This window comes from Halobacillus sp. ABA4_118, assembly GCF_056160205.1.
Genome location: NZ_JBSWWS010000001.1, coordinates 3,083,157 through 3,109,780, shown reverse-complemented (window position 1 = coordinate 3,109,780; position 26,624 = coordinate 3,083,157). Strand labels below are relative to the sequence as shown.

Genomic DNA, 26,624 nt, shown 5'->3' with positions numbered 1-26,624 from the left:
TCGCAAAACCCACGCTCGGCGATCTCGGATCACTCGTTCTTCCGCAGGAGGGGAAGGGGCACCGCTCCTTGGGAGTTATTTAACATCGAAAAAGACTCTCCTTCACCCAGCTAATCCTTGCTGGATGGAGGACAATTTTTTCCATATTCTGGCGGGCGTCTGTGAGGTTCAACCCTACGAACTATCCATAAGCAACATTAGTTTAAATCTGTTATTATAAATCACGTTCGGAACGGATGCCATAAAAATAACCGATGAACACCATTTTGAGTAATACATGAGGATCAAGGGAAGGAATCCCATTGTCTTCGGAATAGCGGGGTCGTACTTTTTCGGGGGATACAAGAGAAATCTATGTATTGGTTGATCCTACGGAGTAAGGCCAAGGTTCGTTGCCCCTGCCCCGTGCGAATGCACCAGGTTCGTCAATGTGAAGAAGAAACAAAAAATCACAACCTATACAGATTCTTATTTTTAGGATATCAAATGAACAAGGTGAAAAATAAAAGAAATCAGAAAAAAACAAGACTGTCGAGACTTTCTCGACAGCCTTGTTTGTATTGTTTATCCATTAGTAAAAAGGATGTCGGAAAATTTCCCGACACCCTCCGGACAGCTTTTGCTGTCATTTTTCAGTTAGATGGGGTCATAGACATTGACGACGTGGTTCACGGCTGTTTCACCCTGGTCTTTACCATGTCCTCGTTTACGTTCTGCTGGTTTCTTTCTGCCGGTTTCAGCAAGTTTTTTATTCCCTGAAGCCATCTCGACTCCCTCCCCTCGTCCTTATTCTTCACCGCTCTACATTTCAATATGATACCAAAATCAGGATACGCCAAAGAAAAACCCCTGCACAGCAGGGGTTTGCATCATATGTGGTATTTGGATTTCACATCATTGATCTTCTTCCCAATCGCGCGGGCACGCTGGATGGAGTGATCCATGTTTTTACGACTGGTCCGTTCAATAACAATCGTAAACATCAGCATATTCAATCTCATCGTTCTACCTCCTCTTTGTAATGAGGCTAATCCGTATCCTTCTCCGCATTGAACCAGCTCATAAAGACCATCTTGAATGTTTGTGTCATTGTTTATTCTCCTCCTTCTTGTATTTACACGTAGCGGTTAAAAGCGGATGATTTACGGTCGAGCCATTCGTCTTTGACTGTGGGTTGGTACCCGGGAACCGGCTGCAGACGCTGCTGCTTCTTTTTGGTCACATGAATCGTAAACAGGAAAAAATGAATCGTCATACGTGTCAACTCCTTCATAAATATAGTGTAATTTTATATCAAAAGAGTAAAATTACTCTTTGACAGCATAAGAAAAAGCCGCAGGAGGTCTGCGGCTTTTCAACATTCAAATCCATTAAAAAAGCCACAGGAATACAATATGCACCTCCTGCGGCTATCATGATTCATTGTAGGTAAAATAGTCGTTGGTCTCAGAAATTATTCCGAGCGCAGGTCGATGGTATGAAATTGTTCAGGAAAACCGTTTTTGTGTTTTTCATGATTTCCGACCTCGCTTTCTGAGAATTTTTTCTTACAATGGAAAGTATATAGGGCTTTTTTCCAATTGTAAACCTTTTTGTGTAAATCATTTGACTTTTCTGAAACGCTTCATACAGATTCAGGATCCTTCTCATCGAAAAAGGCTTCGATTTTCTGGTCCAGTTCGTGCAGACGTTTCAATGCTTCACTTTTATCCATTTCCTTATAATGATGCAGCCCCATCGGCTGTTCATCTTTTTCATCGGCCTTGGCGACCACATGCTGGAGCGGGGTTCTTTTTTCATCCAGTCCAAACGGAAGGTAGCTGTCCGTATGCAGAAGAACAGCGACGGATACATCCTTCGCAGTCAGCCGGTCTTCCCCAAGCCGGATCAGCAGTTTATGAGCCCTCTCTGCTCCTTTGATGGCATGGATGTCATGTCGGCGGTATTCATCATAATCCCATTTCCCATCCCTGTACCATTCATAGTGCCCCATATCATGAAGCAGGGCTGATTTCGCTGCAAGATCTGGATCCACTCCTTTTTCAACCGCCATATCAAACGCATAACCTGCCACGGTGACCGCGTGATGAATGCCTGAGCGTTGAAGATACTTTTGTGTTATTCTGTGCTTAAATACATCTACCAGGGTAACACGAGCCATACGATCACCTCCGTTGATTTCCCGTCTCTCCCTGATATGGTGGGCTCTACGGGAGAGAACGTGCATCCTTTTGTTAAAAAAAAGCTTATCATGAGGCTTGCTTTTGAACAAGGCTGAAAAGCTATTCCAATCTAGAAAAAAAAGGTGGGCAACCCATGAGCGAACGCAATGAAACCGTCCTGATCACAGGTGCGGCAGATGGAATTGGTTTTGGGACAGCAAGATTTTATGCAGAAAAAGGCTTTCAGGTCATCGGGGTGGATAAGGACCGGGAAAAAGGAAAAGAAGCACTTGAAAGCCTTCCCGGAGGAAGAGGCGCTTTTTATTATTGTGATGTCAGTGACCCGGATAGTACAGCGGAGCTTTTTCAACAGTTGAATGAAGACAGCCGTTCCTTTTCGATCCTTATCAATAATGCCGGAGAAAGCACCTTTACATCCATGTTCGAGTTGTCTGTGGAAGATTGGGACCGGATACTGAATACCAACCTCCGCAGCGTATTTCTCTTTTCCAAGCTCGCTGCAGCACTGTGGAAAAAGAATGGGACGAACGGAAGAATCGTAAATATGGCTTCCACGAGAGCTTTGATGAGTGAGCCGGATTCAGAAGCCTATGCAGCCAGCAAAGGCGGCATTACAGCGCTGACTCATGCCATGGCCTCTTCCCTGTCTCCGTGGTCCATCCGGGTCAACTGCATCAGCCCCGGCTGGATCCACACAGGCTCCGAGGAGTTGACAGAAGGTGACCACCTCCAGCATTTATCCAATCGTGCAGGCCGGACGATGGATGTGGCGAAAGCCTGCTTTTACCTGACCGATCCGGAGAACGATTTTGTGAATGGGGAAAACCTTGTGGTCGATGGTGGAATGACACGGAAAATGATATATGAAGAGTAAATGCGTCGATGTTTAGTATAAACAGCACCGGGGTAACGTTATATCAACAAACTAATACGGAGGTGACGACAGTGAATGAGCTGTCATCTTACCAGATTCAGTTGAACCGTCCTTTAAAAACGAATGAAATCATGAAGGTGCACCATACCGTCAAACAGCATGGATGCGACTTATACATCCATCAGAATCAATTGATTGCAGATGCCGGACACCTTCCCAAAATGTTGTCTTTTTTCCTATTCATGAATATAGATGACCCATTCGTGCTGATCATTGACGGCCGCTGTGTAGAAGATGTATACGAGGAGATCACCGCATTTCTTGACGACACCATCGTAAACAGTGTCTGCCGCAGGAAATACAGTTCTTCCATGGTCACGGACGAAACATCCATCCCTGTTTAACAGGCATACTTACCGCTTTACGCAATCATCACTCTTTTATCATACGAAATGAAAAAGAACCCGCTCCTTATAAGGAGCGGGTTCTTTGGCTGTCGAAAAAGCGTGTGTTAACCAGTTAGAGTTTTCCATTTGTCGTGGGAAGGGTCACTTTCCGCTTGCGTGGAAAAGAAAAAGGAAAAGCACAGCCGCTGATACGGCTGCCTGCCGGAATATAAAAAAGACTCTCCTCCATCCAGTAAAGTTGAGCTGGGTGAAGGAGAGTCTTTGTCGATGTTAAAGAACTCCCAAGGAGCGGTGCCCCTTCCACTCCTGCGGAAGAACGAGTGGGCCGAGATCGCCGAGCGTGGGTGTTGCGAGGAAGCTCGGGCGCTCGTCCGCGGAAAGGGAAGGGGCTTTCGCTCCTGGCGGCAAGAAAGAAAAAAGCTTGTAAAGAAACAGAGATTTCTCTACAAGCTGTGAACCCGCTCCTTATAAGGAGGCGGGTTCTTCTTGTGTTGCCGGCTTTGTCGTTTTGTTGTAGTTCAGCCTGAACTGAATGAAACCAACGGCAATGATGACAGCAAAAACTAAAAAGACGTTACTGTAAATGGCTGTGTTCCCGTTAAATCCAAGCACATTTATAGGTTGGAAAGGGTCATACAGATCCAATGCTTTTCCGATGACCGCTCCACTTAAAGCTCCTGAGACAAAGTTCAATAGATTAAACACACCCATCCCGACCCCTGTTTCATTTTTATGAAGCAGGTTGGCCAGAATATCGGCAGAAGAAGCCTGAACGAGCGGGAAGCTCATGTATGAAATAATGATAGCGGCACTCAACACATACGGATGGGCACCGACGAGGGTGGACAGAACGGCAAATCCCGTGATCAACAGCGTTAAAGCAAGATAAAGGACAAAGGTATTCCCTTTGGAATCAACAAGGTTTCCGCCCTTCTGCCCCATCAGGGCCGCACTGATTGCACCAGGGAAAAGAATCAGACCGATGGTCATCGTATCCATCTGGTAGGCATCCCTGAACATAATCGGAAGCATAAACATCATTCCGAACAAGCACACAACACCTAAAAAGCTCGTAACGATCGTCGCTGTGTATTTGACATTCTTAAACAGATGAGGCGGGATAAACGGTTCATCAATCATCTTCATCCGCCAAAGGTTCAAGGCAAAAAACAGGGCGGACACGGCAAAAAGCCACGTCACTCCGAGTGTAATCGCCAGAAGAAGGGTAGAGATGAAACCTCCGATCAAACCAGCACCCATGTAATCGATATATCCCTTCTTCGCTTCTTCCTGAGGCAGATTCTTCCTCAGAAACGGCAGGGTTATGATGATCAGCGCTGATGTCAGGAACAAATAGCGCCAGTCAAGAAAGCCAGCGATAAATCCTCCGGCGATCGGACCGATCCCCGACGCAAAAGCCATGACTGAAGATACAATCCCAAGTACTTTTCCGCGTTCATTCGGAAAATACCGGATGGGAGCCAGGAAAACAAGCGCCGGGATCATCGCACCTCCAAGAGCTTGAATAACACGGGCCATGAGGACCATGGCATAATTCTGGGCAAAGAAACCGAACAGAGACCCCACGGCAAAAACCGTTAGTCCGAACGTAATGAGCGTTCTGTACGGATAATAGTCAGCAAGCTTGCCGTAAGTAAGAGCCCCTACAGCATAAACCATAATATATCCAGTCATTACCCAGCTGACTTCTGACGGCATCAGCTGGTACGTTTTAGCGATATCCGGAACGGCAATATTGAACATTGTCCCGTTCATCACAGACATCATCATGACCGCACAAAGAGAGATCAGTAATCCCCTCGGATTGCGGACCGTTTGTTCTTCACTCATGATCTCTCCTCCTTTTATTTCGCATTCCGAAATGAATCATACGTGACATCTATGGATAAAGCAACGGGGTTGCTCACGAAATATGAAATTTATTTTTTCTAATCATTCCGATATAATTGAATTGTCTACCAATTTCATGTAGAGGAGTGACAGGCATGTACGATATTGCAATCATTGGTGCCGGTCCAGCCGGGGCCGGAGCTGGTCTATTTACAGCGAAAGCAGGTAAAAAAACGCTCGTACTCGATCACGGAAAGAGTATAACCGCAAAAGCCTGGGTCGAGAATCATTATGGGGTGGACGCGATCGAAGGTCCGGCCCTTCTTGAAACGGGACATCAGCAGCTGAAAAAATTCGGAGCGGAGTTAAAGTCTGAAGAAGTGACTAACCTTTCCTTTAAGGATGGCGCCTATTATGAAATCACAACTACGGAAGGCAGCTATGAGTCGGAACATCTCCTGTTTGCTACCGGAATGTCCGTGAAGGCGGCTGAACAGCTTGGCGTAAAGACGACCGATGGCACCGAACCACGGGTCGCTAAAATCATTGAAACAGACCAGCATGGGCGTACATCCCTCCCGAAAGCTTGGGCAGCCGGGACAGTTGCTGGAAAAAGTGTACACACCATCATAACAGCCGGCCACGGTGCAGAAACAGCCGTCAATATCATCAGCGAATTGAACGGAAAACGGTATGTCGATCACGATATCCTGAAGAACTGAACAAAACGGAACCCCACAGCCCTGTACCGGCCGTGGGGTTCTTCTATTTATCTTTATGTGGCGGGTTGAACCGGCCGACGCCCAGTTCCCTTCCTTCCTTATAAATCGCCTTGATAAAGCTGATAACCATCAGCAGCATAATAATGGAAAACGGCAGCGCAGCAATGATCATCGTGTTCTGCAGAGCCTGCAGGCCTCCCGTGTATAGAAGAGCAACCGCTGTTGCGGAAAGAAGCACGCCCCACGTCAGTTTGATAGAAGTTCCCGGAGTCTCCGATCCCCCTGTCGTCATCATCCCGAGGACAAATGTCCCGGAATCCGCAGAGGTAATGAAGAAGGTTGCCACAAGCGTCATGGCTGTAATGGAAGCCAGCCAGCTGAGGGGGAGATTTTCAAATACTCCGAACAGGGATTCTTCAGCTGTCAGTTCCGATATCATACGAAGACCGCTGTGCTCCATGTCAATCGCTGTCCCCCCGAATGTGGAAAACCACAGGAACCCGATAATCGAGGGTACAACGAGGACTGTAAAGACAAACTCCCGGATGGTCCGGCCTCGGGAAACCCTTGCGATGAATACACCGACGAACGGACTCCAGGCAATCCACCAGGCCCAGTAGAACAATGTCCACGCGTCAATCCAGTCTCTCGTCTCGGCATTTAACGGAGCAATCCGGAAGCTCATCATCGGCAGATTCTGCACATACGTACCAATTGAGTTCGTAAATAAGTTCAAAATAAACATGGTCGGCCCAAGGATGAAGACGAGCAGAAACAGCAGACTCGCCAGTCCCATATTGGCATTACTGAGAATTTTAATTCCTTTTCCAAGTCCTGACCAGGCGGAAATCATGAACAAGACCGTCACGACAGCAATAATGATAAATTGGACAAGAATGCCGGATGGAAGGTCAAACAAGTACGAAAGACCTCCGTTTATCTGAACGGCTCCAAACCCAAGGGTGGTTGCAACCCCGATTACAGTAGCGATCACAGCCAGAATATCGATGACCTGGCCGAACGCGCCCTTCGCTGCTTTTTCACCGATCAGCGGCTTCAGTGTCGCACTGATCAGCCCCGGCTGTTCATGACGGAAATTGAAATAAGCGAGCACAAGAGCAACGATGCCATAAATTGCCCACGCATGGATGCCCCAGTGAAAGTACGTAAAGCGCATAGCATCTTTAATTGCCTGCTCAGTTCCTGTCTGCCCTGTCGGTGAACTGACAGCATAATGACTGATCGGCTCCGCTGTTCCCCAGAACACAAGCCCAATTCCCATACCTGCACTAAACAGCATCGCAATCCATGTCGGACGGGAAAATTCAGGCTTATCGTCCTTCTTTCCGAGCTTGATCCTTCCCAAAGGTGTGACTAAAAAAGATAAACAAACGAGAAGAAACAAGGTGACAACAATTAAGTAATACCACCCGAGGGTGTTGGCAATGAGTGTTTTTATGGATGAGGTCGTCTGTTCAAGCGCGTCCGGCCATATGACCCCGAACACGACCAGCACAAGCATAATAGCAGCGGATACTTTAAACACCATGTTGTATTTTTTCAGCAACGGGAATGCTCCTCCCTTGATTTGATGAGTCACGTATAGTATCCAACCGCTTGTTTTTCTTATTCTTTCGAAAGGGAAAGTTGTATTTTTCCCTTCAACCTGTCAGACTAGGGAAGAAGACCGCTCAACAGAAAGTGCAGGTGAACGAAATGATCGAAGTACGGACTTCCACACTGGAAGACGACGAACTGGGACGCGGAATGTTTGCTGTCCGTAATATTCAAAAGGACGAATTGATCCACAGGGCACCGGTTATTCCTTATCCGAACGAAGAACACGAGCATATTGAAAAAACAATGCTTGCCGATTATGCCTTTGAATACGGGGAAAACCATACCGCCTTCGTTCTTGGATACGGGATGATGTTCAATCATTCCTATAAACCGAACGCGAATTATGTCATTAATTTTGATACGCATACGTTTGACTTTTATGCTTATACAGATATCAAAGCGGATGAAGAAATCTTCATTAACTATAATGGTTTCGTCGACGACGACGAACTGCTCTGGTTTGATCAGGAAGATTAAAGTCAAAAGCGCCTGGAGGTGATCTCCAGGCGCTTTTTTTCGTTTATCGAGGCCGGCGTTCTTCCATATCAATGGAGATTTCCAAAGGGTTCCACATGCTTTCATCTCCTTTGTTTTGTAGTTATCTCCAGTATAGAACGCCCCCCTCATTTCCATAACGGCCGGACGAGTGAACTTTTCTCCTCCTTAAGACGGAAAAAAGACGGAGATTCATTCTCCGCCTTTTCCTTAATCAAACCATCCTTTATTTTTGAACCAGAAGAACATGCTTGCAGCAACACCGATCATAATGATCCAGACGATCAGGTAGCTGTATTGGAATCCAAGCTCCGGCATATGTTGAAAGTTCATGCCATACACCCCGACGATGAATGTCAAAGGCATAAAGATGACACTGATGACGGTCAAAATCTGCATTGTCCGGTTCGTCTCATGGGAGTTTAAAGACATATAGCTGTCCCGGATATCCTGCGTCATTTCCCTGTTGGACAAAATCATATCTGCCACTTTGATCAGGTGGTCATGGATATCCGCAAAGTATTCCCTCCGCTCGAACACCCCTTCCAAATGATGAGAGTTCAAAATCCGATACAAAAGATCGCGCATCGGGTGAACCGTCTGCCTTAATGTCAACAGTTCCCCCCTCCTGTCAAACAACTGCTCCAGCAGCTTTTCCATCGACAGGTTTTTCGTATTGTCCTCAATATCATTGATATGATCTTCAATTCCGTAAATGATCGGGAAATAGTTATCGACCACTTTATCCAGAATCTGATGGAAAATATAATATTCATCCACCTGGGTGAAATCGCGCGTCCGTTTTACGATAGTATGCGCTTGATCCAGGGGGGCGTTCTTTTCCTTATGAAAGGTGACGATGGAACATTCCCCGAGAAAGATATCCACTTCCTTCCGTTCCAATGTCGTGCTGTCGACTGAATGGATGACGAGAAATGTGTGATCATCATAATAATCCAGCTTCGGCCGCTGCAATCCATGGAGACAGTCCTCCACGGCGAGCGGATGAAAATGGAAATCTGTTTCCAACCGTTTCACTTCATCTTCGGTCGGGGCTTCAAAATCCACCCAGTACCAATCCCACTGCTGGTTATGCAGGTCACCCACCGATAAACCTTCCTTCAGGCCGTTTTCTTTTGAATAGGCCATAACATGAATCATCTTCTCACCTGCCCTGCTTATGTACGTTTCCTTATTTTAATTCCACACTTCCATTTTTTCAAACAACCCTCTTCAATTATGGTACGATGGAAAAAAGTGTGAACGGAGGGGGATGCGCTTGCAAAAACTGAATAAGGCACTAAAATTGACCAGTCAGCTCGTTACACTACGAAGTATTGAAGAAGAAGATATACCCATTCTTTATCCTTTAATTTATGGAAAAAACGCGGAATGGAAAAAATGGGATGCTCCTTATTATCCTCTGGAGCCTCATACAATGGACAGCTATCGAAGTCATGAGTACGCCAGAAAGCGCAGGCTCGCCCCCGATGAACCCGATTCAAGATTGATCATCGAAGTGAACGGAGTCATCATCGGCACCGTTTCCTATTACTGGGAGCACAAGCCTTCGCTGTGGCTCGAGGTCGGCATCGGGATATACGACCCTGTCTACTGGAACGGCGGCTATGGGTCAGAAGCGCTCAAGCTTTGGATCGGTCATTTATTCGAAAACCTCCCACTGGCCCGGATAGGGCTTACGACGTGGTCGCGGAATGAACGAATGATGCGTGTCGGGGAGAAGCTGGGGATGAAAATTGAAGGAAGGATGCGGAAAGTCCGTATCTATCAGGGTGACTATTATGACTCTATCCGCATGGGGGTTCTTCGGGAAGAGTGGCAGCACCAAACATGAATCGATGGAAACTGATCAGTGCCGTTCTTCTTTTCACAACACTCCTCTCTTCCTATCTGGCATTTGATTTCAGCCGGGCGGATGATGTGGATGAATTTTCAGTGGCCGCCTCTGAATCCATCATTAAAGAACTCCCCTTTATGTTGGAAGATGTAGCGATCAGCTATGAATCCTACCACAACCAGGACTCTGGAGAGGCTGGAGCCCAAATGAAGACGGCCCTTTTGACCAAAAGTCTGCAGCGGTTGACGGGAAACCAACGCCTCTTAAATACGGCCGAGCGTTCAGCCCTGCTTGAAAAGGGATGGTTCAACGAGTACAATAACGCCCTGTTCACTCTGAACGGAATCATCACCCACCATTCCTTCGAACAGGAGACAGATGCAGACAATAAAGCATTGGCGTCTTCCTTACGAACGCTGAAGGAAGAAATCAAAACGTTGGTAAACGACCCTTCTTTTTCCATACAAAACCCATCGCAGCTCGACAAGCTGACCACAACCATCCAGCAGTTTAATGAAAACTACTAAAACGCCGCTCCCTTTAAAGGTCTGAACATGAATACACTCTTAAGCTCTCCTTATGGAGAGCTTTTTTTGTCTGTTCTGTGACTATTTCATGACAAGAATCGCACAATCATCTCGTAATTTTCTTCCTTATCCAATTCTATTTGAAGGGGTTGTCCTTTTTTTATACCCTGATAGATGGAGCTTTTTTCTCCATCCTCAAAATCTATCTATGCATATTGATCCAGTTGGATCGTTCATTCGTAATCTTTATGCCGACTAAAAACCAAACCATCCCAATGTTAAAGGAGCCGGACACATGAGCCATCATCCCCTTCCAGCAGATAAGCAGTCAAAAAAGAAAAAAAGAGCGACCCTCTACCAGACGATATGGAAATGGCACTTTTACGCAGGTATCCTTTTCGCCCCATTTCTTCTGATACTGGCCGTTACAGGAGCTGTTTACCTGTTCAAACCCCAGATTGAAGCTGTTCTTTACAGTGAGTATCATGAGGTAACAGAAACAGGCCAAAAGGTACCAGCATCCGAACAGGTGCAGGCAGCGGAAGCTGAATATCCAGAAGGAACTACTACTGCATTCCGCCCAGGAGAATCTCCCATCCGCTCCAGTGAAGTCAACCTACAGACTGAAGGGGATGGACTTACGGTATTCGTTGATCCCTACTCAGGCGAAACCATGGGAACTTTAAAAGATGAAGACCGCATTATGGATAAAATAGAAGAAATTCACGGAGAGCTGATGGCTGGCACAACGGGCGACAGAATTGTTGAATTAGCCGCGAGCTGGGGTGTTGTGTTAATCGTGACAGGCATATACTTATGGTTTCCCCGGAAAAGGAAAGGCCCCTGGGGTATATGGATTCCGCGTTTCAATAAAGGGAAGAATATTTTCCGGCGGGATCTGCACACGGTTCCTGCCTTCTGGATTTCTGCCGGCATGCTTTTCTTAATAATGACCGGTCTTCCTTGGTCCGGGCTTTGGGGCACCAACTTCCAAAACATGGCCACAAATACTGGGGAAGGCTATCCCCCTTCCGTCTGGACAGGCAGCGCTCCGACCTCGAATATGGAAACAAAGGATATTGCGGAAGTGCCATGGGCCGCAGAAACCCTGGATGTTCCCGTTTCTGCTGTCCAGGGGCTGACGCCTGTTTCCATAAATGATGTGGTTCAAAAAGCGGAACGGCTGGATATTCACCCGACGTATAGTGTTTACTACCCAAGCACCCCGGAAGGCGTGTACACCTTATCCGCTTTTCCACCACGTGCTCAAGATGAAGCAACGGTTCACATCGATCAATATTCCAATGCCGTTCTTGCCAACTATCAGTTTGAAGATTATGGCTGGATCGGAAAGACCGTCGCTCTGGGGATCACCCTTCACAAAGGAACTCAGTTCGGCATAGTCAACCAGCTTCTAAGCCTCTTCATCTGCCTTGGAATTATTCTGGTAGTTGTCAGCGGCGTTTACCTATGGTTGAAAAAGAAGCCCAGTCACAGCATGGGTGCGCCAAGAGAGAGAAAAGAAAGAAGCGTGAAGCCATTCTTCACCTTACTGCTTCTTCTCGGCTTATTCTTTCCACTGGCGGGGTTGTCCCTGCTGGCCGCCCTTCTCATTGATCAGCTGATCATTAGACGAGTGGGAACCTTAAGGAGGTTTTTCCATGAAGCTTAATGGAATATCCATCATCATTGGAGCTTTGCTGTTATTGTCGGGATGTCAGTTGAAGGAAGATGCTGCATCCATGTATAAGGTTACACACCCCCTCCAAGCGGAAATTTCCATACCTCAAGATTTAGTTAAAGGTGGATCAGCTGTTACAACTGTCACCCTCACTCAAGACGGACAGCCGGTAACAGACCCTGATTTCGTACATATCGAATGGACAAATCGGGATGGAACGTCATCTGGAATGAACGCCATGAGCCATCATAAAGAGGGATCATGGCGTTCAGAAAAAAGCTTGGAAACCGAAGGCCTGTACTTTGTAAAGGTTCATGCCTCCAATGAAGGCTCAACCATTTCACCGATGACCCAGGTTGTAGTAGGTGAACTGACTTCTGAAGACATTCAGTATCTTCAAGATCAGGCCCCTGCCGACATGACAACCCATGAAGGACACCATTAAAAAAGGAAGGCTGGTAAACAGCCTTCCTTTTCAGCTTGTAGAGAAACTTTTTTTCTAGTGACTCCAAAGGAACGATCACCAATACTTGGTCATGAATAGGATTTTCCCCACGCAAGCGGCCGTAACGCAGCTTGTCCTGTTCATTTGAAACGACGAAGGAGCGATGCTCAACGTTCTCTTTTATCATAGGGTATAGCTGCATCGGCACGAGGAGCGTTCGGTGGTGACGCCTGCGGGAACAGCGCGAGCGGAAGATCCACTTGGTCAAAAGGGTTTTCTTGACCAAGTTAGCTGAGGCCGTGCCCGCGGCAAGCATCCACCGATAAGCGGAACGTGCCTTCTCAACAGGACATACGGACCACTCTAACTGGATAGGACGAACTTTTTCTACAGACTGAAAGGAAGGCTGGTAAACAGCCTTCCTTTGGTTATCATTTTTTGTCCTTCCATTCCTGGATGAGCAGATCCAGCTTTTCTTCTATGCGGTCCATCCCATCCTTCTTTTTTCTCGATGTAATGAAAAAAGAAACCACACCAACGACAGCAGCGGCGAGAATCAGAAAAAACAAGCCCTGGACAAGCAGGTCTCCTACGAGAATACTCCCTGCCCCGAGTAACCCTGTTTCACTCATTATATCTTCTCCCTTACTTCAAATAACGATCTTTCAACAGCTGCTTCAGGTTATCGATATCTTCCTGAATCTCCTGTCCTACATTCGTTTCCATCACCTTTTTCCGTTCCAGTTCCTTGTCTACGAGGCGTTTCACGGATAATACATCGGTTCCGTCACGAAGAACCTCTTCCTTCGAGTTGAAGTGCTGGTGGGCGACGAGCTGCATCCCGTAAGAATTGTAAAGGAGCGTATAACCGGCGATTCCGGTTTTAGGCTGATAGGCTTTTGAAAAACCACCGTCGATGACGACCATTTTCCCGTTGGCCTTGATCGGATTTTCCCCTTCAATCTCCTTTACAGGTGTATGACCGTTAATAATATGACCCTGGTCTGGGTTCATATCAAACTCCTTTAGAATTTTCCTGCAGATCTCTTCATCCTCACGAAGGTAATAATAAGGATTTTTCTTCTCTTTATGAGTCGCCTTGTCACTGATGAAATAACGTTCAAACGTAGTCATGGCCCGTTTCCCGAACAAGGAGGAATGTTCTCCCGTCCATAAATACCACACCATGTCAGTGGCGAGGTCATCGATGGTATTCGGATTTGCGAAGGCCTGACGCAGGAATTTTTCAAATTGATCAAGAAGTTCCCTTCCCGCGTATGTCTGGTTTTCAATCTTCATCTCTTCCATATTTCCATCTTCATCGATAGGTATACACCCGTGGATAAGCAGGTTGCCATTATATTTCAAATAAAGACTGCCTTTTTTCATTAAGAATTTCATATGTCTCGCCAGCTTCTCAGAATGCTGGACAGAAAACAACAGTTTGTCGATGACTTCCTGCTCTTCTGGCAGCAGCCTGGACGGGTCTTCCGGATCAATGGTCGCAAAGCAGGTATTTTCCAACGGATACGTGGTTCCCTGCAGCGTAATCTCCTGCCGCTCATAGTCGACTTTTTCCAGTAGAAGGCGTTCATCCATATTAAAATATGGGCGCCGTTTAATGATTGGACTCTCGAGTTTGAACTGGATCATGGCTATGGCCTGATGGATTTTTGAAATTTGGACAATTTCATCCTCCGACGGCTGGTAACCGGATTGGATTTTCGGCCGGAAAGGCACGTTATCATCATAGTACTTTTCGGCAAGGGTCATCAGCGGACGCAGATTGATGCCGTACATATCTTCAATAATATCGAGGTTATTATAGCGCGCACAAATACGGATGATGTTAGCCAGACACACTTGTGAGCCAGCATATGCGCCGATCCAGAGAACGTCATGGTTCCCCCACTGGATATCAAGGGAATGGTAGTCCATCAACGTTTCCATGATCTTATCCGGCTCCGGGCCACGGTCATAGATATCCCCGACAACATGCAGGTGATCGACGACGAGCCGCTGTGTTGTATACGAAAGCCCGATAAGCAGCTGATCAGCCTGATCGAGGGAGATCAGCTGCTGGACGATTTTGTTATAGTAGGATTCCTTATTCGCAAAGTCCTCGGTTTTGTACAGCAGTTCTTCCACAATATAAACAAAAGGCTCTGGAAGGGCTTTGCGGAGCTTGGAGCGTGTGTACTTGGAAGAGGCATAAGAAATCAGCTTGATCATCCGCTCAATCATGACCTCATACCACAGCTCAAGATCCTCCCTGCGGTCGAAGGAATTTTTAATCCGCTGCATTTTTTCTTCAGGATAATAAATCAGCGTAGCGAATTCGTTCAATTCCTGTTCAGATAGAATGCCTTTGTACAAGTCACTGATTTTTTCACGGACTTTGCCTGACCCATTGCGGAGTACGTGCTGAAAGGCCTGGTATTCGCCGTGCAGATCACTGACGAAGTGCTCCGTTCCTTTGGGAAGATTCTGGACAGCTTTCAGATTGATCAGTTCGGTAATCACTTTTTCTTCACTATCGTATTCCTTGGCAAGCAGTTCTAAGTATTTATCCTTTAACACGATGGCTCCTCCTCTCCCGCCGGTTTGGCAGGTTCGAAATCTTTTATAAAAAGTATAGCAGGTTTTCATATGAACCGCGCGCTGAGATTTTCGAAACGATCCGGGGCCCTACCCGATATAATAAATATAAAGAAAGGTTCCGACCCATAAGGCAGCGGCACCCAGCATAGCCGCATAAAGACCGGTTTCAAACAGAGACAGCTTTCTTTCCTTTTTCGTTTTTCTCAACTGCAGGATGGAAAGCAGACTGCATAGAAGCAGGACAGCGATGGAAAACTCGTACAAGCTCTCTATTGTATTCATTCCTTTCCCCTCCTCGTTCCTTACGGTCGAAGCCGGATTCGTACTCCGGAAGCCTGCAGAAGCGCACTCCGATTGTCTTTCCTAAATGAGTCCTTATCAAACGTTCATGAACTATGGAATAAAAAGGAAAAACTGCCAAATCAGCTTTCATGACCTCTAAAGGATATATGTAAGGCTGCACCCTGCTTCTATTGTTTCAAAAAAACTCTTGACTGGCAATTCCATCCACCCCTTTGCTATAGAAAAAAGAGACCCGTTCAAGGGCCTCATTGCATGTTTGCTGCTCAACTTCCGATATACACACTGTCACATGACCCAGGAGCCGGCTCATAATAACAGTGCTTCTTGTATTGTCCTGCAAAGGGCTGGCCGTACCATGTGTCTGGACATGGGGCGTAGGGGTTGAAATACCAGAGGGAATATTTAGCCGGATGCTGCCGCCAGTAATCCAGATTCTTTTTTGCCAGTCTTTTTTCTGTAGAACGTGCCCGGTTATAAAACATGTTGCCTTTTTGAACAGCTTCAAACGAATAGTTCCCGCCTTGAACCTGATAAATGACGTCATTGATATTCCGCACATTTCTAAAATCCAGACAATCTGCCTTGGCCCTGTTCACAATGACATTCCCTACATACAACATCCCCTGTTTTCCTTCTCCTACCGCTTCCGCCCTCATCATACGGGCCATCAAGTCAACGTCGGAATTATTATATTGAATTCTCGGCATATCCTCACCTCGACTATTAGTGTATGAAAAAAGCCGCCGGTGATGAATAAACGATGCGGATCACCGAAAGAGGATTTCTCCATGGGATGTGCGAAGCAGTGCCGTGTTCTCCTGGTCCTTCCTGTCAGGATTTGTTTTGATGAATCATGGTTTTGAAAGAAGCGGCTATGTCCCCAAGGGCTTCTTGGGCACGATCCACCGCGCCCGCCATATTGATAAAACTGTGAACCAGATCTTCGAAATGGAGCCTTGAAGCCTGGACACCGGACTCCTGCAGCTGTCTGTGATAGGCAGCGGCCTCCTCACGCAGGGGATCGAAATGGGCTGTAACAAGCAGTGTTTCAGGCAGCCCGCGTTTATTCTTCAGGCGAAGGGGAGAAACTTCTTCTTTTTCTCCCTCTTCCTCCATATGTAAGTAATGATTGAAAAACCATTTCATCTTTTCCATTGTCAAGTTATAGCGGAAGTCTTCCTGATAGCTGAACGTCAAAAAATCGTAATTAAGGACCGGCGTAATTAACAGCTGCCCTTCAATAGAAACCTCGTGATTATCCCTGAAATATCCAGAAGCGGCTGCGGCCAGATTACCACCGGAGCTTTCTCCCCCTAAATAGACCGGAGCGTCCGGCCATTGCTGCCGGGCCCATAAAACGGAGGCACGTGCATCATCATATGCTGCCGGGAACTTGTGCTCCGGTGCAAGCCTGTATCCGACAGAAACGATGGTGACCTCTGAATGGGAGGAGAGATAACGGCAGACCGAATCAGCGCTGTCAATATCCCCGAACACCCATCCCCCGCCGTGGAAATAGACAAGTACAGGAAGTTCTTCTTTATCTGAAGGCGTATAGATGCGGACAGGAATGTCATGCCCATCGAAAGACAAAACCCTGTCCTCTCTTGTTTTCACACCCTGGGCAGGGAGGTCAGGGAAATACGCACGCGCGACTTTGTAGTACTCGCGCGACTGTCGGGCTGTCAACAGATCTAAAGGTGGATGCTGGAGTTGCTGCATTTTCCGGCCGATTTTATGTAATAATTCAAGCACCTGTTCATCTACTTGATGCGTCTTTTCCATATACACCCTCCTTTTCTTCTGAAATCCGGAAGGCAACTTGGATCCCCTGGCTTTTACGGACATGTTCAACCGCCTGCTTCTCTCCTGCTATAAGAACTGCCCGCTTATGTGGGAGTTGAATCCGGTGAAGAACCTTTCCTCCCAGACCCTTCATAATGGGAATAATGATCCGGTTGCGGATATCCGGTTCTCCTATGATCCGTTCTGTACGATAGGTAAAAAACAAAAACTGAATCATGGACTGCAGCAGCTGCCGTCCTGCCTGCTTGTTCAAAAATTTCTCCGGACCTACAAGTACATGCATGCCGAGGTCTCCCGCCTCGTGGTCATAATGGATGTGAACAGGATCCTCTCCCGCCCAGTAAGCAATGAGATATCCCGCCGGCTCCCCATTCCAGTCTACAAGATAACAGTCTTTGTGATCTGCAGTGATGGATGCCCGCACCCACTCTTTAAACGATTCCATCGGAAGATCGAGCTTCCAGAAAGGGGCAATGTGCCTCTGATGCATCCATTCAAACAGCGTATCGGTATCCTTTTCACTCAAGGGCCGGAACGTAAAGGTTTCTGTTTTTTCCTGTTCGGTAATTTTTATGTCCGTGATGGTCAACATGTTCAACCCCTTATTGAAAATGATTATCATTATCGCAAATTATAGAGTTTTCTGCACAGGCTGTCAATGACATAAAAAAACTCCCCTTATGAAAGGGGAGTTCTGTGTTCCTTATCCAAAATACGTAGTAAGCGGTGGTACAACCTGTTTCTTACGGGAAACAACGCCGCTCAAGACCGCCTGGTTTCCATCAAGGGACGTTTCAAAAGCTTCGGCGACAGCTGCTGTTTCACTACCGACAGCAACGACAGTGGAGTTACTTTCAAGAATGTCCGTAACGACAAGCACGAATAAATCCAGTCCTTTTTCAGACACATTTATATCCATTGCCGCTTCGAGTTCTGCTTTACGGGAAAGGACATCATTCGTATCGACGGTATTCACCTGGGCGATCTCAACTTTCCTGCCGCCCATATCAAATTCCTTGGCATCAAGGGAAATCAATTCCTCCGCTGTTTTATCACTGATATCCGCGCCGGCCTTCAACATGTTCAAGCCGTACTCTTCTGTATCGACACCGGCGGTTTCAGCAAGCTCCTCCGCTGCACGACGGTCTTCTTCCGTGCATGTCGGAGATTTAAACAGAAGGGAATCAGAGATGATTGCTGAAAGCATCAGCCCTGCCATCGGCTTGGAAACCTCCTGCCCTTTCTCCTTATATAGCTTAAGAAGAATCGTTGCTGTACAACCGACCGGTTCTGCACGGTAGTAAAGCGGGCCTTTCGTTTCGAAATTGGCAATACGGTGGTGGTCAATGACTTCAAGAACCGTAACGTCGTCAATGTCTGCTGCACTCTGCTGCCGCTCGTTGTGATCGACAAGGATCACCTGTTCCACCTCATCAGATACACGCTCGACAAGACGCGGCGCTTCTACGTTAAACTGATCCAGTGCGTATTGTGTTTCCCCGTTCACTTCACCAAGGCGGACAGGTTCCACGTCCTCGCCAAGAGCCTTTTTCAGATCTGCATACACAAGTGCAGACGTAATCGTATCGGTATCCGGGTTTTTATGACCGAAAATAAATGTCTTACTCATTTAAAATCATCCTTTCTATGTAAGTTTGCTTGTCCGATACGATTATAAAATAGATTAACGCCCGCGTCCATTACGGCCTCCATTTTTTGACGGGCCACACTCCTTCAAGACGGAGAGCATTCCATACCCAAGAAGCACCTGCACCATCATACCTGCATAAGGGTCGGCATGAAGAACCTCTGGAAAGATCATGAACCCTGGAAATAAAAAAGGTACATAAAGAAACAGAAAACAGGGTATGACATAGAAGGTAAGCAGAGTAAAGGCCGACTTTGATAAATGAAAGGAAGAGAAATTCACCGGAAGGGCAAGGATCATCCCCACGGGAATATAGGCGGTCTGCATCATAAGCAGATACCTGTAAATGTGCCCCTCGGATGCCGTTTCCTGAAGCCACGGCTGCATGCCGCTGAGCAGGAACAGGTATAAAAAACAGAAAAAAACCTTCCATAAATGGATGAATTTTATCATGACAGGCCATCCCCTTTCCCTTTAAGTTTATGATTCCCATCTTATTTTCTTGCTTTACACAAGTTTCAGAATATTTTTTTGGGGAATTTCCTAAAAGGGTTTGAGATTACTCTACACTTTATGTTAGAATTCCTTACATAAAGAAAAAAGAGCTACATATCCAAAGTGAAATGGATACAAAACTTACAAATTATAAAGAGAGAGGGTAAATCAATGGGATACACGAAAGAACAGATCATTCATGAAGTAAAGGAAAACAATATTGAATTTCTTATCTTGGAATTCACGGACATGCTTGGGGATACGAAAAACGTAGAACTTCCAGTTGAAGAGCTTGAAATGGTTCTTGAGAATGAAGCAATGTTTGACAGCTCCTCCATTTCCGGATTCTCGGATATTCAGGAAAGTGACATGTATCTCTATCCTGATCTCGACACCTTCCTGCTTCTTCCTTCCCTTGTGGACGAAGATCGCAGTGCACGTTTCATCTGTGACATCTACAAGCCGGACGGAACGCCATTTGAAGGCGATCCACGCTTCATTCTTAAACGTGCGATGCAGGAAGCGGAAGACATGGGCTATACCGTTAACGTTGGTCCTGAACCGGAATTCTTCCTATTCAAACTGGACAACGCCGGCTACCCAATCCGCGAAATGAACGACCGTGGCGGATACTTCGATGCTTCTCCTAAAGATAAAGGAGATAAAGTGCGCCGTGACATCGTGCGTACCCTTAAGAAATACGGATTCGAAATGGAAGCGTCCCACCACGAAGTAGCTATGGGACAACACGAAATCAACTTCCGTTTTGACAGCATGGTGAAAACAGCCGATAACATTCAAACATTCAAAAACGTGGTCAAAGATATCGCCACCAACCATGACTATCATGCAACCTTCATGCCGAAGCCGATTTCCGGTGAAAACGGTTCTGGAATGCACTGTCACCTATCCTTGTTCCAAAACGGAGACAGCGCCTTCTTTGATGAGGATGCTTCTGACGGCATTTCCAAAACAATGAAGCAGTTCATTGCGGGTATTCTTCACCACGCAAGTGGAATCGCTGCGATTACGAACCCGAACGTAAACTCTTACAAGCGTCTTGTACCAGGTTATGAAGCGCCGGTGAGTGTGGCATGGTCCCACTCCAACCGCAGCTGTATGGTCCGAGTACCAACAACCCGTGGAAAAGGAACACGCTTCGAAGTCCGGAACCCGGACCCGACTGCCAACCCTTACTTGACGCTTGCTGTCCTGATCCAGGCGGGTCTTGACGGAATCAAGAAAGAAATGGACGCCGGTGAAGCAGAAAGCCGTAACCTGTATGAAGTCGAGGACGATAGTGTTCCAACACTTCCAACAAACTTGAAAGAAGCGCTTGGCGCCCTTGGGAAAGACGAGCTTCTTCTATCAGCCCTTGGTGATCACACATCCGGTGCCTATATTGAAGAAAAGCGCAAAGAATGGACAGAGTATTCCCTGCAGGTCAGTAAATGGGAAATCGAAAAGTATATGAATAAATAAGAACGACAAAAAGCATCTCCTATCGGGAGATGCTTTCTTATATGGTATCAACAAACGCCCCCTGTTCTCAGGGGGCGTTTGTTGATACCGATGTCTTTATTCTTTGACAGCGTTGGGACCATGCAGCATACGATTCGTCCGATGAGTTCCGTACTGATCCTTCAACTCCAGACGTCTCCGTTCACGCTTCAATTTATAGTAGCTTTTCAACCGGCTCGCTTCCATCTCTCCGCTTTGAATGGCCGCTTTGACCGCACACCCCGGCTCCTCTTCGTGACGGCAGTCTCGAAACCTGCACCCGGCGCTTAAAGCTTCAATATCAGAAAACGTATAATCAAGATTCCCTTCACCGTTTCCCCAGAGCTGAAGCTCCCTCATTCCCGGCGTATCGATCATATAAGAGCCGTCAGGCAGGCCGAACAACTCTCGATGTGTCGTCGTATGACGCCCGCGATCATCTTCTTCCCTGACGGCCTGTGTCTCCTGTACTTCTTGTTCAAGCAGAGCGTTCATTAACGTGGATTTCCCTACCCCCGAAGAACCGATCAAAGAAACGGTCAATCCAGGTGTTAATTCTTGTTTCAATGGCTCCAGCCCTTCTCCAAGAAGGCTGTTCACAGGATACACAGGGACTCCCGGGGCTGCTTGTTCAACCTGAAGCAGCTGTTTATGAAGCGACGCAGATACATCCTTTTTCGTACAAACGATAACTGGACGTGCCCCACTCTCATACACCTGCTCTATATACCGTTCCACTCTTCTCGGATTCATTTCCTGAGTCAAAGCTGTGACGATAAAGACAACGTCCACATTGGCCGCTATCACCTGCTCTTTGTGGGTCTGTCCAGGAGCACTCCGGGATAAGACCGTATTCCTGTTTAATACACGCTGGATGTTCACACGCCTGCTTTGATCACAGGGCTTAATGACAACCCAGTCCCCTACAGCAGGAAAACCGCTGTCTTCAACCGTATGGTAGTGGAAGCGTCCGGATACTTCACCGAAGCGCTCCGTTTCATCGTCGGCCACTGTGTAAATGCCGTGGGTGGATGTCGTCACCCTGCCGGCCTTTTCTCCATCCTGCAGCTGTTCTTTAAAATATGTTGTAAAATCCTTACGTTTCATTCCATTCCTCCTGAATTTGTGGAGGACGCTACGAGTGGTGTCCTCCTCTGTTTTGTTGGATGCTATTTGTTATGAATCGTCTGTTATTTGACATAAACACCACTCCTTGCTTCATTATTATCCTTAGTCTACCATACGAGGAAGGCCAGAATCTCCCTTTTTCCTTAATTATCCACGGGAAACCGCCCGCTTCGCTGAGACTGCCGCAAAAGTAATGGTCAATGTACTGACGATGGTAATGGCGATGACCCCCTGCATCATATCCCAGAAGACCCACCCATCAATCAGAACTGTCCGCATACTCTCAAAAATATAGGTGGTCGGGTTGATGACCGCAGCAATTTTGAGCCACTGCGCGTCAATGAGCTCATAGGGAACGAACGTAGTGCTTAAAAATATAAGAGGAAAAAAGATAAACGTTCCGGCCTGAGCAGCCTGCGCGTTCCCTGTCCGTAAAGCAACACCGGCAGAGTACCCGGCAAAGGCAAGTCCCCATCCGATGGCGATCAGAAGGACAAACAGGACGCCTCCCACGCCTGTCCGGACTTCAAGACCCAGCAAAAAAGCTATCCCGATGATAAGCAGCGTCTGCACAAAAAGCTGGAGCATCCCCGCAATAATCGGACCAAGGACAATCGAAAGACGCGAGGCAGGCGTCAGCAGCAGCCGGGAAAAGAACCCGTTTTCAATATCCTTCACAATACTCTGCCCCGCCCCACCGGCTCCACCAATGGCTGCCGAAACGATGGATACAGGCAGAATGAAAGCTAAGTAGTTGGCTCCCTCAAACGTTGGAAGCTGAGATATCCCGCTCAACCCTCCTTCATAGACCAATAGAAAAAAAGCGGAAATCATCAGATTGGGAATAAAAGAAAACGGATTTCTTAAGGTCGTTTTCACGTTTCTTCTTGTCATCAGCCACGTATCTCTCCACACATTACTGCTCATAGCTTTTCTTCCCCTCTCCTGTAATCTTCAGGAAAATATCATCCAGGGTCGGAGAGGATAATTGGATATCCTCGACTTCAATATTTTCCCGATCGAGAATACGTGTCACTTCCAACAGTTGTCTCGTCCCTTCCTCAACGTAAATCAAAATCTTTTCCTGTTTTCTAATAACATCCGCATCGATCAGACCGGATTTCAACAGGTGGAGCGTCCTGTCTTCATCTCCTCCATCTACAGGAGTGAGGGCGATAAGGTCACTCCCTATTCGAGCCTTAAGCTCTCTGGGTGTTCCGGAAGCCACGATTTCTCCATCATTAATGATGCTGATCCGGTCAGCCAGACTGTCGGCTTCCTCCAAATACTGGGTGGTTAAAAAAATGGTCGTTCCCTTGTCTTTATTCAACCGCCTCAACTCCTCCCACACGGCCATACGGTTGGAGGGATCCAACCCTGTTGTCGGCTCATCCAGAAAAAGGACGGCAGGTTCATGTACAAGGGTAAGCGCCAGATCGAGACGCCGGCGCATGCCTCCGGAATACCGTCCGATTCTTCGCTCAGCAGCTTCGGTCAGCTGCACAATATTCAGAAGCTCTTCTGCCCGAAGACGCCCCTCCCTTTTACCGAACCCGAAAATCCATGCCTGCAGCTCAAGCATTTCCCGGCCGGTCAGATCCGGATCGACCCCTGTTTCCTGAAGGGCTGCACCTATGTGGCGCCTCACCTTTTCCGGTTCCTTGATTACGTCAAAGCCTGCAACAAAAGCCGATCCAGACGTTGCATTCATCAAGGTAGTCAAAATCTGCACAATCGTTGATTTCCCAGCTCCGTTTGGACCGAGAAAGGCAAAGAACTCTCCCTCTTCCACGTTAAAAGAAACATCCTTGACAGCTTGAACCCCGCCTTTTTTAAATGTTTTAGATAAATGATCAACGACAATCTTTCCATTCATCCTTCCAACACCCTCTCTATGTAAAAAAATGTTGTACGAACAAGTTTAAATAAACAGCAGCAGGGGAATACCTATCCATACCTCAAACAACAGAAAAGCGTCAAAACTAGACGTTTTTCACTGTTGAAGCCATTACACTCAGATGATAAACTTTTATAAAATTCAGAAAACAATCAGGAGGTACAAATAATTATGGAAGCTTTATACCTTTATCCATGGGCAGCACCGCTGCTTGTCGGACTAGCCATTCTTTCCCTCATCGGGACCTACTTCAGTTTTAAACAGGAAAAGTATCTACTTATGATGAGCATGGGAATCATCCAGACAATGATCAGCACCTACCTTGTCACTGGAGCCGCTCCCGTCCTGTTCGGTGTCGGACTTACCCAGATATACTTAGGAGTCGTCAATGTAAAAAGGGTGAAAGCTGTAAGACATGAGTAATCATCGTCTTATAGAGCTTTCACCCTTTTTTCGATATACGCGCATAAATCTCCGACGGTCCCAAAAACAGCAAACGGGTTTTCCGGAAGAACATGCGGTGTATAGATGAGTTTCCAATGGACCAGCAGCGATTGAAAGGTATGCAGAAAAAGCAGGCGGTTATCATGATAAATTTCCTGCAGACTGCCCTGGGTGGACATGTATTCAAATGCCGGCTGCTGAAGTTCCGTGACATCCAGATGAATATAATGAAGCACACTCTGATAGACCGCTACGGGGAGCCTTTTATCCGGGATCAGTTCTATTGTTTCCTTCCTTTTTTTAAAAGAATGGAAGCTGTAAAGTTCCGCCACTTTTACCACCTCGTCTTTTTCCTATACCTTAAGATTCTGCACCCCTCTAACGGATTCCTTCTATTCCTGTAAGAATATAAACAGCCATATCATTACCATTCTCCTGTCGATTTTGTTACCTTAAAGGAAGAAAATGAAAAAGATCCATGTGCAGCACTTTTGAGGAGGCAGGAAAATGAACCAGACGATAGAGACTTTGTTGAACCACCGCTCCATCCGTAAATTCAAAGATGAAAAGTTGACAGACGAACAGCTGAACACCATTATTGAAGCAGCCCAGCAGGCTTCCACATCCAGTTACTTGATGGCTTACAGCATCATCGGTGTGACGGATGAGGAGAAGAAATCCCAGCTGGCCGAAATTTCGGGCCAGGGTTATGTGAAAAACAACGGACACCTGTTGGTTTTTTGTGCGGATTTATACCGCCATACATTGTACGCCACACCATCTGAGTATGAGCAGATGCTGTCCAACTTGGAAAACAGCGAACACTTTCTCGTGTCCGCCATCGATGCAGCGCTTGCGTCCCAGAATGCCGCCATTGCCGCTGAAGCGATGGGACTGGGCATCTGCTATATTGGAAGCCTTCGGAATCAACTCGATAAAGTCGATGAAATCCTTGACCTGCCTAAGCATGTCCTGCCTTTATTCGGCATGGTCATCGGCGTCCCGGATCACGAGCCCGATCTTAAACCACGCCTGCCAAAACAGGCTGTCTATTTTGAAAACAGCTACAAGCGGGACCACAAAGAGGAGCTTGCTGCTTTTGATAAGGAAATTGCTTCTTATTACGAGGCCCGTCAGACGAACAACCGAAGCGACTCATGGACGGATCAGATGCGGCGTCGTTTCTCAAAACCGATGCGTATGGATGTGACCGGTATCGTGAAGAGAAAAGGATTCAATAAACAGTAAGGAGAGATCCTCATGTCCTATGAAGCAGCAGCCCGCCGGATAAAACGCGCAGAGCGGATCGTCGTTCTCACTGGGGCGGGTGTATCAACGGCAAGCGGAATACCTGATTTCCGCTCCAGTGAAGGATTGTGGACAGAAGATCATGCGCGGGAATACTACATGTCCAGCGATTATTTCCAAAGGCATCCGGATGACTTCTGGAAAAAGTACAAAGCCATCTTCCGTTTAAAGCTTCTGCAGGAGTATCGTCCAAACGACGTCCATCAATTCATTCACGAGCTTGAATCGGAGCGCCGTAATGTGTCTGTCATTACCCAGAACGTCGACGGTCTTCACCAGCTCGCAGGCAGCTCATCTGTTCTCGAGTATCACGGAACGTTGAACCAATCGTTCTGCCAGGACTGCGGACGCTCTTATTCGTTGGAAAGTGTGATGGAGAAGATGGTTCCTATGTGCAGGGAGTGCGGGACGACGCTGAAACCCGGCGTCATGCTGTTCGGGGACCTGATTACAGCTCATGACGAAGCCGAGCGGATCATCAGGGAGGCTGACCTGCTTCTCGTTATGGGAACTTCCCTGCAGGTTACGCCATTCAGTCTTCTTCCTTATTTCGCACGGGAACACGGCAGAGCGGCGTCGATCCTGATCAATAATGAACCTACGGACAAGGACAATTGGTTTGATATCGTTCTCCATGAGGATCTTTCCTGTGCCGTCCAACAGCTTCAAGAGCTTCTTTAAAATGGGGACCTGATAATCGGTGGATGTCTGCTGCAGCCGTCACCACCAATAAGCTGTTCGTGAATACAGCACATTCACACAACAAACAGACTTTCCTTAAAGCCTATCCAAAGATCCTGACGAGCATAACGTAGAAAAGAAAACGACCAG

At 47.0% G+C, this 26,624-nt stretch carries 31 protein-coding genes and 1 pseudogene; 12 read left to right on the top strand and 20 right to left on the bottom strand.

From position 1 onward, the window contains the following. Positions 1-217 precede the first annotated feature (217 nt). The 5 genes and pseudogenes from ACXAGL_RS15875 to ACXAGL_RS15855 form a co-directional block, all read right to left on the bottom strand. Positions 218-380 (bottom strand): annotated as a pseudogene (locus ACXAGL_RS15875) (transposase); the annotation flags it as partial. Between the two features lie 256 nt (positions 381-636). Beyond that, the gene (locus ACXAGL_RS15870; RefSeq protein ID WP_474991779.1) at positions 637-765 is read right to left on the bottom strand and encodes a hypothetical protein; all 129 of its coding nucleotides are present in this window, start codon (positions 763-765) and stop codon (positions 637-639) included. Between the two features lie 104 nt (positions 766-869). Further along, complete coding sequence (locus ACXAGL_RS15865; protein WP_474968310.1) at positions 870-1,001, bottom strand: hypothetical protein; 132 nt, start codon at positions 999-1,001, stop codon at positions 870-872. A 113-nt stretch (positions 1,002-1,114) separates the two neighbouring features. Next, positions 1,115-1,255, bottom strand: coding sequence for a hypothetical protein (locus tag ACXAGL_RS15860; RefSeq protein ID WP_474968309.1), 141 nt, complete (start codon positions 1,253-1,255; stop codon positions 1,115-1,117). Positions 1,256-1,624: 369 nt separating this feature from the next. Next, positions 1,625-2,161 (bottom strand): HD domain-containing protein, encoded by a 537-nt coding sequence (locus tag ACXAGL_RS15855; RefSeq protein ID WP_474968308.1) that lies wholly within the window; start codon positions 2,159-2,161, stop codon positions 1,625-1,627. Positions 2,162-2,316: 155 nt separating this feature from the next. On the opposite strand from ACXAGL_RS15855, the gene ACXAGL_RS15850 reads away from it, so the two are divergent. Beyond that, the gene (locus tag ACXAGL_RS15850; RefSeq protein ID WP_474968307.1) at positions 2,317-3,057 is read left to right on the top strand and encodes an SDR family NAD(P)-dependent oxidoreductase; all 741 of its coding nucleotides are present in this window, start codon (positions 2,317-2,319) and stop codon (positions 3,055-3,057) included. A gap of 71 nt (positions 3,058-3,128) precedes the next feature. Beyond that, positions 3,129-3,461 (top strand): hypothetical protein, encoded by a 333-nt coding sequence (locus ACXAGL_RS15845; RefSeq protein WP_474968306.1) that lies wholly within the window; start codon positions 3,129-3,131, stop codon positions 3,459-3,461. A 468-nt stretch (positions 3,462-3,929) separates the two neighbouring features. On the opposite strand, the gene ACXAGL_RS15840 is transcribed toward ACXAGL_RS15845, so the two are convergent. Then, positions 3,930-5,315, bottom strand: a complete 1,386-nt coding sequence (locus ACXAGL_RS15840; protein ID WP_474991777.1) for an MFS transporter — start codon at positions 5,313-5,315, stop codon at positions 3,930-3,932. A gap of 155 nt (positions 5,316-5,470) precedes the next feature. Between ACXAGL_RS15840 and ACXAGL_RS15835 the strand changes: the two genes are divergently transcribed. Continuing rightward, positions 5,471-6,037 (top strand): FAD-dependent oxidoreductase, encoded by a 567-nt coding sequence (locus ACXAGL_RS15835; protein WP_474968304.1) that lies wholly within the window; start codon positions 5,471-5,473, stop codon positions 6,035-6,037. Between the two features lie 43 nt (positions 6,038-6,080). Here ACXAGL_RS15835 and ACXAGL_RS15830 read toward each other — a convergent pair whose 3' ends face one another. After that, a complete protein-coding gene (locus tag ACXAGL_RS15830; RefSeq protein ID WP_474970377.1) occupies positions 6,081-7,601 on the bottom strand; it encodes a glycine betaine uptake BCCT transporter in 1,521 nt (506 codons plus the stop codon). 152 nt (positions 7,602-7,753) lie between these two features. On the opposite strand from ACXAGL_RS15830, the gene ACXAGL_RS15825 reads away from it, so the two are divergent. Beyond that, positions 7,754-8,134, top strand: a complete 381-nt coding sequence (locus tag ACXAGL_RS15825) for an SET domain-containing protein (RefSeq protein ID WP_474970376.1) — start codon at positions 7,754-7,756, stop codon at positions 8,132-8,134. A gap of 228 nt (positions 8,135-8,362) precedes the next feature. Here the strand turns inward: ACXAGL_RS15825 and corA are convergent, their stop codons facing one another. After that, positions 8,363-9,313 carry a magnesium/cobalt transporter CorA gene (corA, locus tag ACXAGL_RS15820; RefSeq protein ID WP_474991775.1) on the bottom strand — a complete coding sequence of 317 codons (951 nt, stop codon included), beginning with the start codon at positions 9,311-9,313 and terminating at the stop codon, positions 8,363-8,365. A 127-nt stretch (positions 9,314-9,440) separates the two neighbouring features. On the opposite strand from corA, the gene ACXAGL_RS15815 reads away from it, so the two are divergent. The 4 genes from ACXAGL_RS15815 to ACXAGL_RS15800 all read left to right on the top strand — a co-directional run bounded on the left by ACXAGL_RS15815 (position 9,441) and on the right by ACXAGL_RS15800 (position 12,663). Next, positions 9,441-10,007: a GNAT family N-acetyltransferase gene (locus ACXAGL_RS15815; RefSeq protein ID WP_474970375.1), complete on the top strand. Its 567-nt coding sequence runs from the start codon at positions 9,441-9,443 to the stop codon at positions 10,005-10,007. Beyond that, positions 10,004-10,537, top strand: a complete 534-nt coding sequence (locus tag ACXAGL_RS15810) for a hypothetical protein (protein ID WP_474968302.1) — start codon at positions 10,004-10,006, stop codon at positions 10,535-10,537. The genes ACXAGL_RS15815 and ACXAGL_RS15810 overlap by 4 nt, the downstream gene beginning before the upstream one ends. Positions 10,538-10,832: 295 nt before the next feature. Further along, complete coding sequence (locus ACXAGL_RS15805; protein WP_474968301.1) at positions 10,833-12,209, top strand: PepSY-associated TM helix domain-containing protein; 1,377 nt, start codon at positions 10,833-10,835, stop codon at positions 12,207-12,209. Next, on the top strand, positions 12,199-12,663 hold the full coding sequence (locus ACXAGL_RS15800; protein WP_474968300.1) for a FixH family protein: 465 nt from the start codon (positions 12,199-12,201) through the stop codon (positions 12,661-12,663). The genes ACXAGL_RS15805 and ACXAGL_RS15800 overlap by 11 nt, the downstream gene beginning before the upstream one ends. A 431-nt stretch (positions 12,664-13,094) precedes the next feature. On the opposite strand, the gene ACXAGL_RS15795 is transcribed toward ACXAGL_RS15800, so the two are convergent. The 8 genes from ACXAGL_RS15795 to ACXAGL_RS15760 all read right to left on the bottom strand — a co-directional run bounded on the left by ACXAGL_RS15795 (position 13,095) and on the right by ACXAGL_RS15760 (position 19,474). Next, complete coding sequence (locus ACXAGL_RS15795; RefSeq protein ID WP_474991773.1) at positions 13,095-13,295, bottom strand: hypothetical protein; 201 nt, start codon at positions 13,293-13,295, stop codon at positions 13,095-13,097. 13 nt (positions 13,296-13,308) lie between these two features. Continuing rightward, positions 13,309-15,243, bottom strand: a complete 1,935-nt coding sequence (locus ACXAGL_RS15790) for a fructose-1,6-bisphosphatase (RefSeq protein ID WP_474991772.1) — start codon at positions 15,241-15,243, stop codon at positions 13,309-13,311. Positions 15,244-15,351: 108 nt separating this feature from the next. Next, positions 15,352-15,546: a hypothetical protein gene (locus ACXAGL_RS15785; protein ID WP_474991770.1), complete on the bottom strand. Its 195-nt coding sequence runs from the start codon at positions 15,544-15,546 to the stop codon at positions 15,352-15,354. A 284-nt stretch (positions 15,547-15,830) separates the two neighbouring features. Further along, positions 15,831-16,274 carry a cell wall hydrolase gene (locus ACXAGL_RS15780; protein WP_474968296.1) on the bottom strand — a complete coding sequence of 148 codons (444 nt, stop codon included), beginning with the start codon at positions 16,272-16,274 and terminating at the stop codon, positions 15,831-15,833. Positions 16,275-16,398: 124 nt separating this feature from the next. Next, on the bottom strand, positions 16,399-17,352 hold the full coding sequence (locus ACXAGL_RS15775; protein WP_474991768.1) for an alpha/beta hydrolase: 954 nt from the start codon (positions 17,350-17,352) through the stop codon (positions 16,399-16,401). Then, on the bottom strand, positions 17,327-17,965 hold the full coding sequence (locus ACXAGL_RS15770) for a GNAT family N-acetyltransferase (protein WP_474991766.1): 639 nt from the start codon (positions 17,963-17,965) through the stop codon (positions 17,327-17,329). The genes ACXAGL_RS15775 and ACXAGL_RS15770 overlap by 26 nt, the downstream gene beginning before the upstream one ends. Before the next feature lie 111 nt (positions 17,966-18,076). Next, entirely contained in the window at positions 18,077-19,003 is a 927-nt protein-coding gene (locus ACXAGL_RS15765; protein ID WP_474991765.1) for a manganese-dependent inorganic pyrophosphatase, read from the bottom strand. Between the two features lie 54 nt (positions 19,004-19,057). Then, positions 19,058-19,474 carry a hypothetical protein gene (locus tag ACXAGL_RS15760; RefSeq protein WP_474991764.1) on the bottom strand — a complete coding sequence of 139 codons (417 nt, stop codon included), beginning with the start codon at positions 19,472-19,474 and terminating at the stop codon, positions 19,058-19,060. 213 nt (positions 19,475-19,687) lie between these two features. Here ACXAGL_RS15760 and glnA point away from each other — a divergent pair, with 213 nt between their 5' ends. Continuing rightward, positions 19,688-20,998: a type I glutamate--ammonia ligase gene (gene glnA / locus ACXAGL_RS15755; RefSeq protein WP_474968291.1), complete on the top strand. Its 1,311-nt coding sequence runs from the start codon at positions 19,688-19,690 to the stop codon at positions 20,996-20,998. 96 nt (positions 20,999-21,094) lie between these two features. Here glnA and rsgA read toward each other — a convergent pair whose 3' ends face one another. From rsgA to ACXAGL_RS15740, 3 genes are all read right to left on the bottom strand, one after another. Then, entirely contained in the window at positions 21,095-22,123 is a 1,029-nt protein-coding gene (gene rsgA, locus ACXAGL_RS15750; RefSeq protein WP_474991762.1) for a ribosome small subunit-dependent GTPase A, read from the bottom strand. 168 nt (positions 22,124-22,291) lie between these two features. Beyond that, the gene (locus tag ACXAGL_RS15745) at positions 22,292-23,071 is read right to left on the bottom strand and encodes an ABC transporter permease (protein ID WP_474968288.1); all 780 of its coding nucleotides are present in this window, start codon (positions 23,069-23,071) and stop codon (positions 22,292-22,294) included. Further along, positions 23,061-24,020, bottom strand: coding sequence for an ATP-binding cassette domain-containing protein (locus tag ACXAGL_RS15740; protein WP_474991761.1), 960 nt, complete (start codon positions 24,018-24,020; stop codon positions 23,061-23,063). Before ACXAGL_RS15740 ends, ACXAGL_RS15745 begins: the two co-directional genes overlap by 11 nt. Before the next feature lie 192 nt (positions 24,021-24,212). Here ACXAGL_RS15740 and ACXAGL_RS15735 point away from each other — a divergent pair, with 192 nt between their 5' ends. Continuing rightward, positions 24,213-24,464 (top strand): hypothetical protein, encoded by a 252-nt coding sequence (locus tag ACXAGL_RS15735; protein ID WP_474968286.1) that lies wholly within the window; start codon positions 24,213-24,215, stop codon positions 24,462-24,464. Between the two features lie 8 nt (positions 24,465-24,472). Here ACXAGL_RS15735 and ACXAGL_RS15730 read toward each other — a convergent pair whose 3' ends face one another. Further along, positions 24,473-24,817, bottom strand: coding sequence for a hypothetical protein (locus tag ACXAGL_RS15730; protein WP_474991759.1), 345 nt, complete (start codon positions 24,815-24,817; stop codon positions 24,473-24,475). A 175-nt stretch (positions 24,818-24,992) separates the two neighbouring features. Between ACXAGL_RS15730 and nfsA the strand changes: the two genes are divergently transcribed. Both nfsA and ACXAGL_RS15720 read left to right on the top strand, forming a co-directional pair. After that, positions 24,993-25,733, top strand: coding sequence for an oxygen-insensitive NADPH nitroreductase (gene nfsA / locus ACXAGL_RS15725; protein WP_474991757.1), 741 nt, complete (start codon positions 24,993-24,995; stop codon positions 25,731-25,733). A gap of 12 nt (positions 25,734-25,745) precedes the next feature. Continuing rightward, entirely contained in the window at positions 25,746-26,474 is a 729-nt protein-coding gene (locus ACXAGL_RS15720; protein WP_474991756.1) for an NAD-dependent protein deacylase, read from the top strand. Positions 26,475-26,624: the final 150 nt, after the last annotated feature.

Coding starts and splice junctions, on each gene's coding strand:
- ACXAGL_RS15850 (WP_474968307.1), top strand. CDS start 2,317: ATGAGCGAACGCAATGAAACCGTCCTGATCACAGGTGCGGCAGATGGA.
- rsgA (WP_474991762.1), bottom strand. CDS start 22,123: ATGAAACGTAAGGATTTTACAACATATTTTAAAGAACAGCTGCAGGAT.
- ACXAGL_RS15735 (WP_474968286.1), top strand. CDS start 24,213: ATGGAAGCTTTATACCTTTATCCATGGGCAGCACCGCTGCTTGTCGGA.
- ACXAGL_RS15745 (WP_474968288.1), bottom strand. CDS start 23,071: ATGAGCAGTAATGTGTGGAGAGATACGTGGCTGATGACAAGAAGAAAC.
- ACXAGL_RS15765 (WP_474991765.1), bottom strand. CDS start 19,003: ATGAGTAAGACATTTATTTTCGGTCATAAAAACCCGGATACCGATACG.
- ACXAGL_RS15805 (WP_474968301.1), top strand. CDS start 10,833: ATGAGCCATCATCCCCTTCCAGCAGATAAGCAGTCAAAAAAGAAAAAA.
- ACXAGL_RS15740 (WP_474991761.1), bottom strand. CDS start 24,020: ATGAATGGAAAGATTGTCGTTGATCATTTATCTAAAACATTTAAAAAA.
- ACXAGL_RS15785 (WP_474991770.1), bottom strand. CDS start 15,546: ATGAATACAATAGAGAGCTTGTACGAGTTTTCCATCGCTGTCCTGCTT.
- ACXAGL_RS15800 (WP_474968300.1), top strand. CDS start 12,199: ATGAAGCTTAATGGAATATCCATCATCATTGGAGCTTTGCTGTTATTG.
- nfsA (WP_474991757.1), top strand. CDS start 24,993: ATGAACCAGACGATAGAGACTTTGTTGAACCACCGCTCCATCCGTAAA.
- ACXAGL_RS15770 (WP_474991766.1), bottom strand. CDS start 17,965: ATGTTGACCATCACGGACATAAAAATTACCGAACAGGAAAAAACAGAA.
- ACXAGL_RS15870 (WP_474991779.1), bottom strand. CDS start 765: ATGGCTTCAGGGAATAAAAAACTTGCTGAAACCGGCAGAAAGAAACCA.
- ACXAGL_RS15720 (WP_474991756.1), top strand. CDS start 25,746: ATGTCCTATGAAGCAGCAGCCCGCCGGATAAAACGCGCAGAGCGGATC.
- glnA (WP_474968291.1), top strand. CDS start 19,688: ATGGGATACACGAAAGAACAGATCATTCATGAAGTAAAGGAAAACAAT.
- ACXAGL_RS15795 (WP_474991773.1), bottom strand. CDS start 13,295: ATGAGTGAAACAGGGTTACTCGGGGCAGGGAGTATTCTCGTAGGAGAC.
- ACXAGL_RS15835 (WP_474968304.1), top strand. CDS start 5,471: ATGTACGATATTGCAATCATTGGTGCCGGTCCAGCCGGGGCCGGAGCT.
- ACXAGL_RS15860 (WP_474968309.1), bottom strand. CDS start 1,255: ATGACGATTCATTTTTTCCTGTTTACGATTCATGTGACCAAAAAGAAG.
- ACXAGL_RS15865 (WP_474968310.1), bottom strand. CDS start 1,001: ATGAGATTGAATATGCTGATGTTTACGATTGTTATTGAACGGACCAGT.
- ACXAGL_RS15825 (WP_474970376.1), top strand. CDS start 7,754: ATGATCGAAGTACGGACTTCCACACTGGAAGACGACGAACTGGGACGC.
- ACXAGL_RS15810 (WP_474968302.1), top strand. CDS start 10,004: ATGAATCGATGGAAACTGATCAGTGCCGTTCTTCTTTTCACAACACTC.
- ACXAGL_RS15780 (WP_474968296.1), bottom strand. CDS start 16,274: ATGCCGAGAATTCAATATAATAATTCCGACGTTGACTTGATGGCCCGT.
- ACXAGL_RS15855 (WP_474968308.1), bottom strand. CDS start 2,161: ATGGCTCGTGTTACCCTGGTAGATGTATTTAAGCACAGAATAACACAA.
- ACXAGL_RS15760 (WP_474991764.1), bottom strand. CDS start 19,474: ATGATAAAATTCATCCATTTATGGAAGGTTTTTTTCTGTTTTTTATAC.
- ACXAGL_RS15840 (WP_474991777.1), bottom strand. CDS start 5,315: ATGAGTGAAGAACAAACGGTCCGCAATCCGAGGGGATTACTGATCTCT.
- corA (WP_474991775.1), bottom strand. CDS start 9,313: ATGATTCATGTTATGGCCTATTCAAAAGAAAACGGCCTGAAGGAAGGT.
- ACXAGL_RS15775 (WP_474991768.1), bottom strand. CDS start 17,352: ATGGAAAAGACGCATCAAGTAGATGAACAGGTGCTTGAATTATTACAT.